This is a genomic window from Mesorhizobium sp. M0601, from assembly GCF_040320845.1.
Taxonomy (GTDB): domain Bacteria; phylum Pseudomonadota; class Alphaproteobacteria; order Rhizobiales; family Rhizobiaceae; genus Mesorhizobium.
In genome coordinates, this window is record NZ_JAMYQK010000018.1 from 26,063 (window position 1) to 39,727 (window position 13,665).

Here is a 13,665-nt window from a genome sequence, read left to right on the forward strand (position 1 = left end):
ATGAAATTCGCGGTCTGATCTGAAGGTTAAATCGTACTAACAGCGCTCCCTCACATCCACGTGCTCGAGCGTGCACGTGGTGGGGGCGGGCAATCGGGAGGGAGGCCAAACTGACGACGAGCCGGCGGCACAGATTACCAGGTTTGTGCGTTGGCTGGCGTCTGGGCCATCGTGTGAACCTGCACGATCCTAAGGAGCCGAGCGCGTCACGATGCGGGCGCGTCTGCTCGTCGCGCTCGCGCTAGTCGTTGCCCATAGCCCGCCGCAGAGGTTCTTCTCGCCAGGGGCGGCGCCGGTGCGCCGCCCAGATCCAGCTTCATCAGCGGCTCGGCGGTAGCAAAGCCGTCACTCGCTACGGCGCTGTTGAGGGCGCGCTCGCGAGCGGCTTTGCTACGCCGAGCGACACCACCTGGAGCGAGTTCGCCCGATGTCGCGGGGTGCACCGCGGTCGGATAACGATGCTGGAGGAAATCTTCGCAGCCGGTCTTCACGATGTGCGCGAGTGCTTCCCATGAATGCTGCCTGATTCCTCGTCTGCGGCGGCCTGAGTGTCCGCCGGCACGCCCGAAGTCAATGCCAGTACCACAAGGCCGACAAGACGTCAGGTCTGGGAGCCGGCTTGTACGGTCGTATCGTGTTCGGGAAGGTCGTCGAAGGAGGCGTAGTTGAGATAGTAGAGTTTGGAATACAGGCCGCCCATGCCTATTAGCTCATCGTGGTTGCCAGTCGCAACAACTTGGCCATTCTGAAGCACGATGATGCGGTTGGCACCCCGGGTCGTGGCAAGACGGTGGGCGATCACGAGGCCAGTGCGGCCTTCAAGCAGCTTTATCAGAGCCTTCTGAATCTGCATTTCCGTGTAGCTGTCGATGTTGGCGGTAGCTTCGTCGAGCACGAGGATCTTGGCGTCGGCGACTAGGGCGCGGGCGAAACTGATAAGCTGGCGCTGGCCGAGAGATAAGTTGTCGCCGCGTTCGCCAAGTTGGGTCTCATACCCGTCGGCGAGGCTCATGATGAAGTCGTGGGCGCCGACCGCCTTGGCGGCCTCGATCACCTTGTCGCGCGTGGCTTCCGTCTTGTGGTATCGAATGTTCTCGAAGACCGTCCCGGTGAACAGGAATGGCTCCTGCAGCACCATGGCGACCTGGCGGCCGAGCGATTCCTGGGTGAGATCGCGCACATCATGTCCGCCGACCAGCACTTGGCCCTGCTGAACATCATAGAAGCGGTGGACCAGGGCCATCGCGCTCGATTTGCCGGAACCGCTCGGCCCGACCAGTGCGACCGTCTCGCCGGGATTGACCCGGAAGGAGACATTTTTCAGCACCGAACGGTTCGGATTGTAGCCGAAGGTGACGTCCCTGAACTCGACCGAGCCGTCCATTTCGGGCGAAAGCACCTCGGCATTGGGTTTGTCCTGAACATCGATCTTGACGTCGAGCACATCGGTCAGGCGCTTGCCTGAGGCCATGGCGCGCTGCATGACCGAATATTGCAGGGTGAGTGAGCGGATCGGGTCAAAGAAGCGCTGGATGTAAAATAGGTAGGCAACCAATACGCCCACATCTATGCGGCCATTCATGACCATCGAGCCGCCGACCACAATAACGGCGGCCATGGCGAGGCCGGTGAGGCCATCGACGATAGGCACCATGACCAGTGCATATTTGGCAGCGATCAGGTGGGTCCTGAGGTTGGCATGGGCCTTGTCGTCAAAAAGGATGAAATTCACCTGCTGGCGGTCCATGGACTGGACGGTGCGCACGCCGTGAATGGCTTCGGCCAGCGCGCCGTTGACGACGGAATTAGTCTCGTGTGCAGCCATGAAGGCGGCGCGGGCACGCGGCAGCCAGACAATGCGGACGATCACCAGGACCGGCAGAACCGAGAGCGTCAGGAGGCCGAGGCGGAAGTCGAGCCACAGCATTACGAAAACGATGCCGAAGAGAAGCGCAACATCGCCTACGGAATATACCGAGGTTTCGAGGAATTCCTGTATGGAGTTGACGTCGCCTTGCAGGCGCGACATGAGGCGTCCGACCTCGGTCTTGTCCATGAAGGAGAGCGACACCTTCTGCAGATGGCCAAACATGGCGCGGCGGATGTCGAACAGGACAGTTTCGGCCACTTTCCCAACCACGGTTTCCTGCATGTAGCCGGCAGCGAAATTGACCAAAATCGCCAAAACGAACGCGCCGACGGCCGCAAGCTGGGCTGAGCGATCGGTCCTTGCCGGGTTCATGCCCTGGTCGATCGCGTAGCGGATGATCAACGGGATGAGAAGCTGCGTCCCGGTGAAGATCAGCATTGCTGCAATCGTGATGACTACCCTGGCCCGATAGGGACGGACGAAGGTCCAGATGCGCCGGAGGATGCTCTTGTCGAAAGCCCGGCCGAACATCTCCTCCTCGATGCGGTGCGAGCCGACAACGGCGCGCGGAGGGCGTCTGCCGTCGTCACGTTCGGCTTCGAGTTCGCCGGCGCGGCCCTGCGCCATCAGCGGGCGCCCCCATACTGGGTCATAATGTCATCACCCGGGCGCGTCTGGAGATCGTAAAGGGCCCTGTAGCGTCCCCGCTTCGCCAAAAGCTCTTGATGCGTGCCGCGTTCTACGATTTCGCCGTTATCGACAAAAAGGATCTGATCGGCGTGCATAAGCGCACTCAGCCGGTGCGCGATGATGATCGTCACCCGATCCTTGGCGAAGCGCCGCATCGCCGCGCGGATGCGCTGCTCGGTGCCGGCATCGATCGCCGCCGTTGAGTCGTCGAAAACGACGACGGAGGGGCGCAGCATCATGGTGCGAGCAATCGTGAGACGCTGGCGCTGGCCGCCAGAGAGAGAGACGCCGCGTTCGCCCACGACCGTCTCGTAGCCTGCTGGGAGCCCGAGGATGTAGTTGTGGAGCTGGGCGAATTCGCCAGCGCGTTCTATTCGCTGTCTCTTCGCCCAGGGATCGCCATAAGCGATGTTGTTCTCGATCGTGGTGGTGAATAGGAATGCATCCTGCTGTACGACGGCGACCGCCTTGCGAAGCGTCGCGAGGGTGACATTACGTATGTCCTGGCCGTCCAGCGTGATGGCGCCACCGGTCACGTCGTAAAAGCGGGGGACCAGATGAGCCATCGTCGATTTGCCCGAACCCGGCGGACCGACGATCGCGATCGTCTCGCCTCTACGGGCCTCAAAGCTGAGGTTCTTCAGAATGGCGCAGTTTTCGGCGCTGGGGTACGCAAACGAGACATTGTGGAAGCGCAGAGTGCCGTCGCTTATCTCGAGCGGTCTGGCCTCGAGAGCATCCCTGATTGTGATCTCCTGGTCGAGGAGACCGAAAAGCCGCGAACCGCAGCTAGAAGCGCGGGCAAAGGCATTGACCATGAGGCCGATCTGGCGGACTGGCATTTGCAGGATTGTCATGAAGGTCAGGAAGGTCGCCACCGTTCCGACGCTGATCTCGCCAGCGACGAGCCTGCTGCCACCGATCCAGAGCACCAATCCCATTGCGAAAAAGAAGGACAAGGTCATCGCCGACGTGCTGGGCACGTAGATGTCAACTCGGTCGTGGGCGAGGTCGAGCGCGTTCTTGGAAGCGCCGTCGAACTTTAGCATCTCATAGGCTTGAGCCGCAAAAGCGCGGACCACGCGGATGCCTGCGAGATTTTCCTCCATCACGCGGCTTAGTACCGAAAGCCGCTCATGCAGGTCGAGCCAAGTGGCGCGCAGCCTAAGCTGTGTGGCCGATGAGCGCCAGGCGACAAAAGGCACGAAGCTCAGCGCGATCAGGCCGAGCATGGGATCGGTCGAGATCATCATGTAGGCGCCGATCCCGATCAGCATGCTGAGCAGGAGCACGCGAACGAGCGCGGTGGAAAAATACATCCGCACGCCTTGGAGATCGAGCATTCCGATGGTGATCAGATCGCCTGAATGGACCCGGTCGTGAAAGGAAAAGCTGAGACGCTGGATCTTGTCGTAGTAGGCGAGCCGCAGTTCGTACGCGACATGATGCCCGACGGCTTCGGCAAAATAGTTCTGCGCCATCGTGAAAAGGCCGCGTAGCGCGCTGACGGCGAGCAGCAGGAGAGCCGGGATCCAGAGCGCTTGTCCTGCCGCGGTCCCCGCGACACCGCCCCCGATGGCTGTCTGGGTCAGGTCGACGGCCCGGCCGAGAAGCTGGGGAATGAGCAACTGGAGGATTGCCGCCAGGACCGTCGAGCCCATAGCGAAGGCGACCTGCCAGGGATGCCGCAAATTCATACGCGTGATGCGCAACAGCGTACTCAAATCCCGGCCCCAGCGCGCCGCTTCCACATGGGTCAACGAATTCAGAGCGTTCGTTGCGCTGCCGATAGCATCACTGCTCACGGGTGTATTCCCGACTGCATTTTGCGCCTTCGAGGCAAGCCGAAGGACCAATCATCAAAGGGGCCCGCCATTGTTAATCCTGTCCACCACCTGCAGCAGTGCCCGTTCCTATAAGCCGAGCCGCGGCTTCACTTACTGGCATGTCGATCGCCGTGATTCCGCTTGCCGCAAGGAAACGCGCTTCGTTTCTGGTCAGCGTTTCCGCGTCCATTACCGCGCAATGTGGACCTCGGGAGCGCTTCATGATCTGCCTGGCGTAGGTGCGCAGCATCTGATCGTTGAAGCGGCAGCCAACGAAGAAAAATCCGCGGGTGATGCGCCGTTCCTTCACCACGTCTGGGATCGGTGTCTGGATATCGATTTCGGTCAGGACTTCGACATAGTCGGAATCTGCGACGAGAAAGTTTTGCGCCGGCCTAATACTCCCGTGAGGTGTATAGAGAACCGTCTTTGCCCCCGATCGGGGGTCGAGTTCCCTCCCGGACAAATCGTAGGTTTTCGTCCAAATGTTACCGATTTCGTTCGCCCGCGTGACGCCTTGTATCTCAACGACGTCCGTTCGGCCGGTCTCTACGAGAGCCGTGCGCATCGCGCCGTCGTACCAGCTGTCGACGATGAGGGAGAGCGGCAGCCTTGCGAGCCAGGCGTGGAGGAGGGTCGGCGCCACCGGCGCTGCGAATATGTCGGTCATCCAAGCTTGAAGTGTCCGGCGATGCCGGCGCTGTTCGATGAACTGCGCAACCGACCACATATTGGTGCGGATCCTGGAAGGGGCTGGCGCCCGCGCATTGAGTGCCGCGGCAACGAGCTCCGGCGTATGCGGCACAGGCGGTTCCGCACAGTTGAACCCAAGAAGACCCGGACCGAGATAGGGGATCACCTCATCGGCGGCGAGCGCTTCCTTCCCCAGGTCAAGCAGCTTTTCGGCAAAACTGTCCCGCACGATGACGAGGTGGCCCGATGTCAGGATCGTGTTCATGCTCGTTTCCTCGCGACGCACCTATCAAGGGGCAGCATCAGTCCTCTTCGGAAATCTTCCTTGCCTCGACGGTGATCGGCAGACGCGTATCCCGTGGAAGATCGGGTAGGAGGAGCCGCCACCCGTTCCTGAGCGTCACAGTTCCGCCCCACAACTCTTCCTTCTCGAACTTGATGATCGGCTCTTCGAGGTCCTTCTTCGGGACATACGCCGACAAGCCAGCATCGGTCCTGCGGATCATGACTTTCATCTGGCCGTCCCTTCATTGGTATTGCTTTCAGCACTGCAGGGCGCCTCGGCTTCGTCGAGGCTCATCAGTTCACGCGCTCGCATGCCGACGACGGTGCCACGGTCGATCCATTCGACCGCATAGATGAAGAACTGCTGGAGAAAGGTGCCAATGTCGCGCACATATCCCTCGTCGCCCTTCCGCACGAGATTTTCGCCGATCTCCCTGCCAGGATAGGTGCCGTCATTCTTTATGTGGCGAGTGGCACGTACCCGCTCTCCCGGCATGAATCGTGGAGGCCTGCGGATTTCGACCTCCTCTTCGCGTCCGAGCGACATGTCCGTTCCCTGATTTCTCTTGAGGCTGCAGATCGTGAACAAAGGCGTTCCAGGCGTCCTGCGAAGGCATCCCCGACCATGTCGGCAGCCCAATGTCCGTCACGCAGGAACGCAGGTCTTCGGCACCGGGCATACCGAGGCACATTGCTGCGCATCGAAGACCCCCTCGCACTCGGTGCACTTGTGCGGCTCGATCACGTAGCTCTCGCCTTTGAACTTGATCGCGCCGGAGGGACATTCGAATTCGCAGGCGCCGCATTGGGTGCATTGGGATGCGATGATCTTGAAAGCCATTTTAACTCCTGGTCCGAATGAATGAGACAGCTCAGGCCGTCGCCGCGAGTGCGGGGGTCCCACACGCGGCGGCGTAAATCGCGCTGATTGCGGTCTCGATATAGTCATGGGCATAAGCGTCGGTGGCTCGGATTCCAGCGTCCGCGAGCTGATCCTGCGGGCAATTTCCGATCTTGGCGCACAGCACGATATCTATGCCTTCAAGCGCTGCGATGACGCCATCGAGGGCGGCTTCTCCGCCCCAGCCGCCGAGGCAATACTGCTCCACCTTCCGATGCCCGACAAAACTGATCCCTCTCGGCGAGGCTTGATAAACCTGGAATTCCTTCGCATGGCCGAAATGTTCATTGACGCGGCCGCCGCCCTTGGTCGCCACCGCGAAGAGAAGGGACTTGCCGGGGCTCGCTGCCTTGACCAATCCGATCGCTTCTCTCCTAGCCGCCACGTGATCATGGCGCTCCTCCGCGACCAGCTCCCGATAGGCCTTGCGATTGCTGGCATCGTAGGTGACCTCGCCGGGAATCCGGTCGACTGTGAATTCCTGGCCACGATCCTCTCCGAGCAGGCCGACGGCATCTGCCCGGCACTGCCGGCAGTGGCGCATCAACTGGGCGCCGCCTTCGACACGATCCTGAAGAGCCTTCAGCTCCATTGCGTTTGGGCCGCGTTGCCCGCTCAGTCCGTACTGCGTGCCGTGCGCCGGGTCCGAAATCAGCGGCATGAGGTTGTGCAGGAACGCGCCTCGCTCCTTGACCCATCTATTCACCTTGATCAGATGCTCATCGTTCACGCCGGGGATCATCACTGAATTGATTTTGGTGAGGATGCCGCGCGCGGTCAGCATCGCCAGACCCAACATCTGCCGCTCGTGCAGGATCCGGGCGGCTTCGATGCCGACGTAGCGGCGATGGTCGTAAAAGATCCAAGGATAGATCTTTGCACCGACCTCAGGGTCGACCATGTTGATGGTGATCGTCACGTGATCGACATTCATGTCGGCAAGCTCATCGACATGGTCCGGCAGCGCGAGCCCATTCGTGGAGATGCAAAACTTGATGTCTGGGATTTCCCTGGCAACTCGTTCGAACGTTGCCTTCGTCTTCTTCCAGTCGTAACAGGCATCGCCCGGTCCGGCGATGCCGAGCACGGAGAGTTGCGGCACCTCGTTGGCGACCGCGACCACCTTGCGTAGCGCCTGGTCGGGTGTCAGCTTTTCGGAGACCACCCCAGGCCGGCTTTCGTTGGCGCAGTCATATTTGCGATTGCAGTAGTTGCACTGGATATTGCAGCCGGGCGCGACCGCGACGTGCATGCGCGCGAAATAGTGATGCGCCTCTTCTGAAAAGCAGGGGTGATCCTTGATCTTCTCCCAGATAGCCGGATCCGTGTCGTCCGGCTTTATCGACGAGCCGCAGGACGAAGACGCGCAGCCACCGGCTTTCACGGTGGCAAGCAACTGGTCACCGAATGTCGTGCTGAGGCTCTCAAGCGAAATTGCCGGTGCGGACATCGAACGGCTCCGTTGCTGGGTGAATGTCGCAGTTCAAACCGCAAGAGCTATGCCAGCTCAAAGAGCGGTTTTGGTTCACGAATTGGCTTTCGTGTCGGATTCCGACGGATTGCTCCGACACACCTTTGTCGGGCTTCCGACAGTGGACAAGCAAATCGGGTCGCGAAGGCTACCAGCCTTGGGCGCGCAGAGTGTGAGGGAGACTACTCCGGGCTTACGTTTGACGTCATCACAACGTCTAGAATTTCTTCACCTCGATACCATGCCGGCGCAGGGCGTAGCCGATTTGCCGCGGCGTGAGGCCGAGGATACGAGCCGCCCTGGCCTGAACCCAACCGGCTTTGTCCATCGCGTCGATCAGCCGGTCGCGTTCCGTCAGACGCGGGGGACAAGCGGGATCGTTTGGATCGCCGGCCGCAAGGGGAGATACGTTGCCTGCGGAGGCACCGATGCGACTGGCCGGCAGCCGCAATCCGACCGGCACTGCGTTGACCCGTGCGAGATCGTCGATGGTATTGCCGCCATTCGAGCGGTCGGCTCGCTTCCAGAGGAGCCAGGAAAGGCACTGGCTCTTCTTACAGGCGAAATCGGATGGCGTGATCGTCCTTGAACGCGCAAGTGTGGCCGTCCTTTGGACGCAGTTCTCCAGCTCGCGGACGTTACCAGGGAAGTAGCATTGCGAGATCAGGTCAAGCGCCGACGGCGCGAAGGCGAGTGCGCGATCGTTCTCCTTGTTGAATCGATTGAGGAAGGCGTTCGCAAGGCGTGGAATATCGCCGGGTCGCTCTCTGAGCGGAGGCAGGATAATTGGCACCACATTGATGCGGTAATAAAGGTCGGCCCTGAACTCCCCTTTTATGACGGCCGTCTCGAGGTCCTTGTTGGTGGCGCATATGAGGCGCACGTCGACCTGTAGCGTTTTGGTGCCGCCGACTCGCTCCAACTCGCCTTCCTGCAAGACACGCAACAGCTTGGCTTGAAAGGCCGGCGAAATCTCGCCGATTTCATCAAGTAGCAGCGTTCCCTCATTTGCCAATTCAAAACGACCGGCGCGCTGGGAGATAGCACCCGTGAAAGCGCCCTTTTCATGCCCAAACAGTTCTGACTCCAGAACGCTTTCAGACAGTGCGGCGCAGTTCAATTTGACGAAAGACTTCTTCCTCCGACGTGAGAGCTTATGGATGGCTTGGGCAAAGAATTCCTTGCCGGTGCCGCTTTCACCCCGCAGTAGCACGGTGGAATTGGTCCCTGCTACGACCGAGACGGTTTCGAGCACCTGCTTGAGTGCGGGGCTTTCCCCGATGATCCCGTCGATTTTGACATCCGCATGCCGGGCAGGGTCGTAGGTCCTCCCCTCGTTGGGCGATTTCTCCGGTCTCCATTGCTCATGGACAGACCGCTGACGATCTGTACTCAGGATGCGATGGAGACGGATCGTCCGGCCGACAAGGTTGGCGACCATCGTCAGGAAGTATGTGTCCTCGTCGTCGCGAAAGTCGGTGGCGCCGTCTCCGGCGCGGTCGATCGACAATGTCCCAAGGATCTTATGATCAGCCTTTAGCGGGATACCGATAAAGGCAATTGGGATCGTTCCCCTGCTCGAAGACGTTTGAAGGTCAGCCTGAAATAGTTGGGACTTGCGCACGTCCGGTATGAAGAGCGGTGTCCCCGTAGCGACGATTTGATCTGTTACGGCCTGTGGTATGACGCGGCGAGTGCCTGTTTGAGGTGCTTGGGTATTGCCGGCAGTTGCGGCAATCTCCGGCTCTCCTTCAGCGTCCACGACGACGATTGCTCCGTGACGCATCTGCAGAAACGAAGGCAGGACGTTCATGACATTGGCGAGCGTAATCTCCAGCTCGCTGGGGGCGGTCAGCACCTTCGATATCTCGTAGAGTCCCCTGAGCGCGATATCTGATTGGGGCATGCTTTTGATGGGCGGTTCAGGGCCGGTCTCCCGAGGTCCTACCTCGTCGACCCGATCTTGCGGTCCGTGGGTCATGGAAACACCTCAGGGGTTGTCGTCCAGAGTGCTCCTCCTTTTGTATCTGAATTTTGAAAGCACAGTATTCACGAGCTTCTCTCGTTGCGAGGCGATTCCAGCAAAGATAGACTTGGCGTTGGTCGCGACCTCAGCTGTACCAAGATTGACCCTGTTGACACGGTGCGTGCCTCGGTCATCCGAATTTGAAGAGGACTCCGAAGCCGCCGCGTGGATAGTTCCACTCGATCTCGCCACTGGCCTCGCACAAAATCCGGCAGGTGCCGCACTCCATGCAGCCGTCGGGGGTGATCTCCACTTGACCTTTGTCGTTCAACTCGTAGCATTTCGCGGGGCAGACGTGGGTCAGCGCGAGCAAGTTCGCGCTTGGCCTCTCGTGCGGTCGCACTTTGATATGCGGACGGCCGGAATCCACCAAGTAGCGGTTCTGGTAAAGCTTGTCCTCGACACGTGACTTCGTCACTGCGATCGTCATTTCGTCTCCCCTCAGCGCCACGCCAATGCAAGGCGGACCGCGTCGCTGACCAGCCCCCAGCGCGAGCGCGCCTTGATGAAGGCCGCCGTGGTCGCCTTTTCCTTCTCGATCTTCGGCGTGCCGTCGACACGCATGAAGTTCTGCGCGGCTTGCGACATCAACCGCGGATAAGCCGTGAAGTAATTGCAGGAATTGGTGTGGAGCAAGGCCGGCATGTCTTTGTATTTCCTTAGGTCCTTGACCACGAAGGACTTGTCCAGCATGGCTTTGTAAAGGGCGAGATTGCGTTTGGTCATAGGACCGTTGCGGCTCTTGACCTCGATGATTGCCTCAGCCGCGATGCGGCCGGAGGTCATGGCGAGGTTCGAACCCTCGCGGTGAATGGCGTTGTTCAGTTGCGCGGCATCGCCGACCACGACCCAACCGTCGCCAAAGAGCTGCGGAATAGCCTTGTAGCCGCCTTCGGGAATGAGATGCGCGGAATATTCTTTCACTTCCGAGCCGGCAATCAGCGGCCGGATCGAAGGATGGGTTTTTAAGGCGTCGAGGAGGACGTAAGGGCTCTCGACCATGGCGGCGAAATCGGAGACGAGGCAGCCAATGCCCAGTGAGATCGACTCCTTGTTGGTGTAGAGGAAGCCGAGCCCGGCCATGCTGCGGGAGGTCGTGCCCACCGCCTCGATCACGCAGCCTTCATCGCCTTTGAGGCCGAACCGCTGCTCAATGACCTCTTCGGGCAGGAAATGCATTTCCTTGACGGCGAGCGCCACGGTTTGCGGCTTCGGCATCTCGCGCAGGCCGGCCCGCGTGCCAAGCAGTCCGCATACGCCTTCTGCGAGGACGACCACGTCCGCGTAGATGGCTCCGCCGGCCCGGTCTGTGCGGACGCCGATCACCCTGTCCTTGGCGTCACGGATGAGTTCCGTCACGGTCGTCTCGCACAGAACCGTCGCGCCGGCCTCGCGCACCTTACGCGAAAACCATTTATCGAACTGGGCACGGATGATCGTGTAGCGGTTGGGCTTCGCCTCATTGAAGTCGTCCGACCGATAGTGAATCCCGGTATGGGATGTGTCGTCCATCACCCAAAGCCGCTGTTCAACCAAATGGCGCTCGAGAGGCGCATCGTCCCGGAAATCCGGGATGATCTTCTCCAGCATGTTCGCGTACATGATGGCACCCTGGACATTCTTGGAGCCCGGATATTCACCCCGCTCCAACTGCAGCACCTTCAGGCCGTGGCTGGCCATGGTGTAAGCAGCTGCGTTTCCGGACATGCCGGCCCCAATAACAATGGCGTCGAATTGTTCCTCAATCATGTCCATCCCTTAGCTCGCAAGCTTGTCGCGACTGTGGGGCGACAGCCGCCGGGTGAAGGCTTCCGTCAGTGCGGGCAGGAAGCGGATCGCGTCGGTGACGATCCCGAGGTGAGCGAAATCGAAAATCGGCGCGTTCGGGTCGGTGTTGATGGCCACGATGAGATCCGCCCCCTCGACGCCAACCCGATGCTGGACGGCGCCGGAAATCCCGGCCGCTATGTAAAGCTTCGGCCGGATGGTCTTGCCAGTTTGGCCGATCTGCCGATCAGCTGGCATCCAGCCCTTCTGGACCAACGGGCGCGAACAGCCGTGCTCGCCGCCGATTGCTCGCGCGAGATTCTTCACAAGCTGCAGGTTTTCCGCCGCGCCTAGACCGAGCCCTCCCGCAACCACGACGTCGGCATAGGCAAGATTTGCCTTTGCCGACTGACTATCCGGCAGGAAGCCGAGGATTTTGGTAACGATCTCGTCCTCGGCTACCGAGAGCTTGTGCCGGATGACACGCCCGACCGGTTTATCCGCCCGCTGCGGCATGGGCATGACCCTCGGTCGCACTGTCGCCATCTGGGGGCGGAAATTGAGCGTATAGATCGTGCACAACAAGGAACCGCCGAAAGTCGGACGGGTGGCGGCGAGCGAACCGTCGGTATCCACATCGAGTTCGGTGCAGTCGGCCGTGAGCCCTGTCTGCAAGGTCGTCGCCACGGAGCCGGCAAGATCCCTGCCGAGTGTGGTGGCGCCGAGAAGAAGGATCTCGGGTTTGTGGGTATCGACCAGATCCGTCATCGCCTTGGTGAATGGCTCGTTCCGATAGTCGGCGAGCAGCGGCGCCTCGACGATGTAGACAAGGTCGGCGCCATAAGCGAACGCTTCGGCAACGGCGTTCCCGATGGCCTCTCCCGGCGGTCCAAGCACGACGCCCGCAAGCTGGACCTGAAGCTTGTCTGCTAACTTGCGGCCTTCGCCGAGCAGTTCGAATGATACGGGATGGACCTGGCCGCGTTCGAGCTCGATGAAAACCCAAACGTGCCGGTAGTCCTTGAAATGCGCGGGCAGCTCCTTCTTTATGCCGGCACGGCCGGCGGCAGGGCGAGGGGTTTCTCGGTTCGCGTTCGACATCGTCTGATCCTTGCCCTCTCACGCGCCGCCGTTGAAGGCGAGCTCATGTTCCAATGCCGGCTGGCGGGTGAAGATTGCCGTGATGAGTTCGTCAGCGACATCGCGCAAAGCCATCTCGGCGGTGTCGATTTTTGCCGCCTTTTCCGCCCGCGCAGGAGGGGCGAAAACGCGCTTGACGACCGTCGGTGAACCGCGCAGGCCGCATTTGGTGAGATCCTCAATGCCGGCGTCGGCCGCACTCCATTTCAAGACCTGGCTGCGCGCGGCGCACAGGGCGTCCTGGATCGAGCCCCGGCGGATCTCGTTTGTGCCTTCCAGCATGGTGATCAGGCAAGGTAGCCTGCTCTTCAGCATCTGTGTGCCGCCTTCGGAGCGGCGCTCAACCTTGATCTCGCGCGCAGCAAGGTCAACAGAGGCGATCTTCGCGACATAGGTCAACTGCAGGAGTCCGAGGCGCTTGGCGATGCCGGGCCCGACCTGGGCGGTGTCGCCATCGATCGTCTGCTTGCCGGTGAAGACGAGGTCTGGCGTGCCGAACGTCTCGCCAACCTTCGCGATTGCCTGGGAAAGGGCGAACGAGGTCGCGAGCGTGTCGGAGCCGGCAAAATAGCGGTCGGTCAAGAGCACCGCTCGGTCGGCGCCGTAACCGAGCGCCTTGCGCAGCGCGTCCTCTGCCATGGGCGGACCCATAGTGAGCACGGTGACTTCGCCACCATAGGCGTCGCGCAGTCTGAGGGCTTCTTCGAGGGCGAACAGGTCGTAAGGGTTGATGATAGTCGGAACACCCTGGCGCATGATCGTGTTCGTCACCGGATGGACCCTTATCTGTGCCGAGTCCGGCACCTGCTTGATGCAGATTACGATGTGCATTGGCGGTTTCTCCAGGCTCCTGTCCGGATGCGGGCTTGGCGGTTCATCTCCTTGGTTTGCATCATTCGTGCCAACTGTTTTGCGCTGCCCCCAATTCCTAGAACTTCGCTTGGTTGCTTCTGAGGGCGCCGTGGTGATGACCGGATTTGTCGGCTTCTCGACATT

The 13,665-nt window shown here is 60.5% G+C and carries 12 protein-coding genes; all 12 read right to left on the minus strand.

The window, feature by feature from the left end; all coding sequences use genetic code 11:
• Positions 1-601 precede the first annotated feature (601 nt).
• Complete coding sequence (locus NKI41_RS17750; RefSeq protein ID WP_352594661.1) at positions 602-2,497, minus strand: ABC transporter ATP-binding protein; 1,896 nt, start codon at positions 2,495-2,497, stop codon at positions 602-604.
• Positions 2,497-4,365 carry an ABC transporter ATP-binding protein gene (locus NKI41_RS17755; RefSeq protein WP_352594663.1) on the minus strand — a complete coding sequence of 623 codons (1,869 nt, stop codon included), beginning with the start codon at positions 4,363-4,365 and terminating at the stop codon, positions 2,497-2,499. Before NKI41_RS17755 ends, NKI41_RS17750 begins: the two co-directional genes overlap by 1 nt.
• Before the next feature lie 73 nt (positions 4,366-4,438).
• On the minus strand, positions 4,439-5,344 hold the full coding sequence (locus NKI41_RS17760; RefSeq protein ID WP_352684257.1) for an SIR2 family NAD-dependent protein deacylase: 906 nt from the start codon (positions 5,342-5,344) through the stop codon (positions 4,439-4,441).
• 37 nt (positions 5,345-5,381) lie between these two features.
• Positions 5,382-5,594 carry a putative nitrogen fixation protein NifT gene (gene nifT / locus NKI41_RS17765; RefSeq protein ID WP_352623411.1) on the minus strand — a complete coding sequence of 71 codons (213 nt, stop codon included), beginning with the start codon at positions 5,592-5,594 and terminating at the stop codon, positions 5,382-5,384.
• Positions 5,591-5,911, minus strand: coding sequence for a nitrogen fixation protein NifZ (locus tag NKI41_RS17770; RefSeq protein WP_352684259.1), 321 nt, complete (start codon positions 5,909-5,911; stop codon positions 5,591-5,593). The genes nifT and NKI41_RS17770 overlap by 4 nt, the downstream gene beginning before the upstream one ends.
• Before the next feature lie 99 nt (positions 5,912-6,010).
• Positions 6,011-6,205, minus strand: coding sequence for a 4Fe-4S dicluster domain-containing protein (locus NKI41_RS17775; RefSeq protein ID WP_352457023.1), 195 nt, complete (start codon positions 6,203-6,205; stop codon positions 6,011-6,013).
• 31 nt (positions 6,206-6,236) lie between these two features.
• Complete coding sequence (nifB, locus tag NKI41_RS17780) at positions 6,237-7,715, minus strand: nitrogenase cofactor biosynthesis protein NifB (RefSeq protein ID WP_352684261.1); 1,479 nt, start codon at positions 7,713-7,715, stop codon at positions 6,237-6,239.
• A gap of 238 nt (positions 7,716-7,953) precedes the next feature.
• Positions 7,954-9,717 (minus strand): nif-specific transcriptional activator NifA, encoded by a 1,764-nt coding sequence (gene nifA, locus NKI41_RS17785; RefSeq protein ID WP_502901216.1) that lies wholly within the window; start codon positions 9,715-9,717, stop codon positions 7,954-7,956.
• A 175-nt stretch (positions 9,718-9,892) separates the two neighbouring features.
• A complete protein-coding gene (locus NKI41_RS17790; protein WP_352594669.1) occupies positions 9,893-10,192 on the minus strand; it encodes a ferredoxin family protein in 300 nt (99 codons plus the stop codon).
• 11 nt (positions 10,193-10,203) lie between these two features.
• Entirely contained in the window at positions 10,204-11,511 is a 1,308-nt protein-coding gene (locus tag NKI41_RS17795; protein WP_023678244.1) for an FAD-binding protein, read from the minus strand.
• A 9-nt stretch (positions 11,512-11,520) separates the two neighbouring features.
• Positions 11,521-12,630: an electron transfer flavoprotein subunit alpha/FixB family protein gene (locus tag NKI41_RS17800; protein WP_352684263.1), complete on the minus strand. Its 1,110-nt coding sequence runs from the start codon at positions 12,628-12,630 to the stop codon at positions 11,521-11,523.
• Between the two features lie 18 nt (positions 12,631-12,648).
• On the minus strand, positions 12,649-13,500 hold the full coding sequence (locus NKI41_RS17805; protein ID WP_352684265.1) for an electron transfer flavoprotein subunit beta/FixA family protein: 852 nt from the start codon (positions 13,498-13,500) through the stop codon (positions 12,649-12,651).
• Positions 13,501-13,665 lie beyond the last annotated feature (165 nt).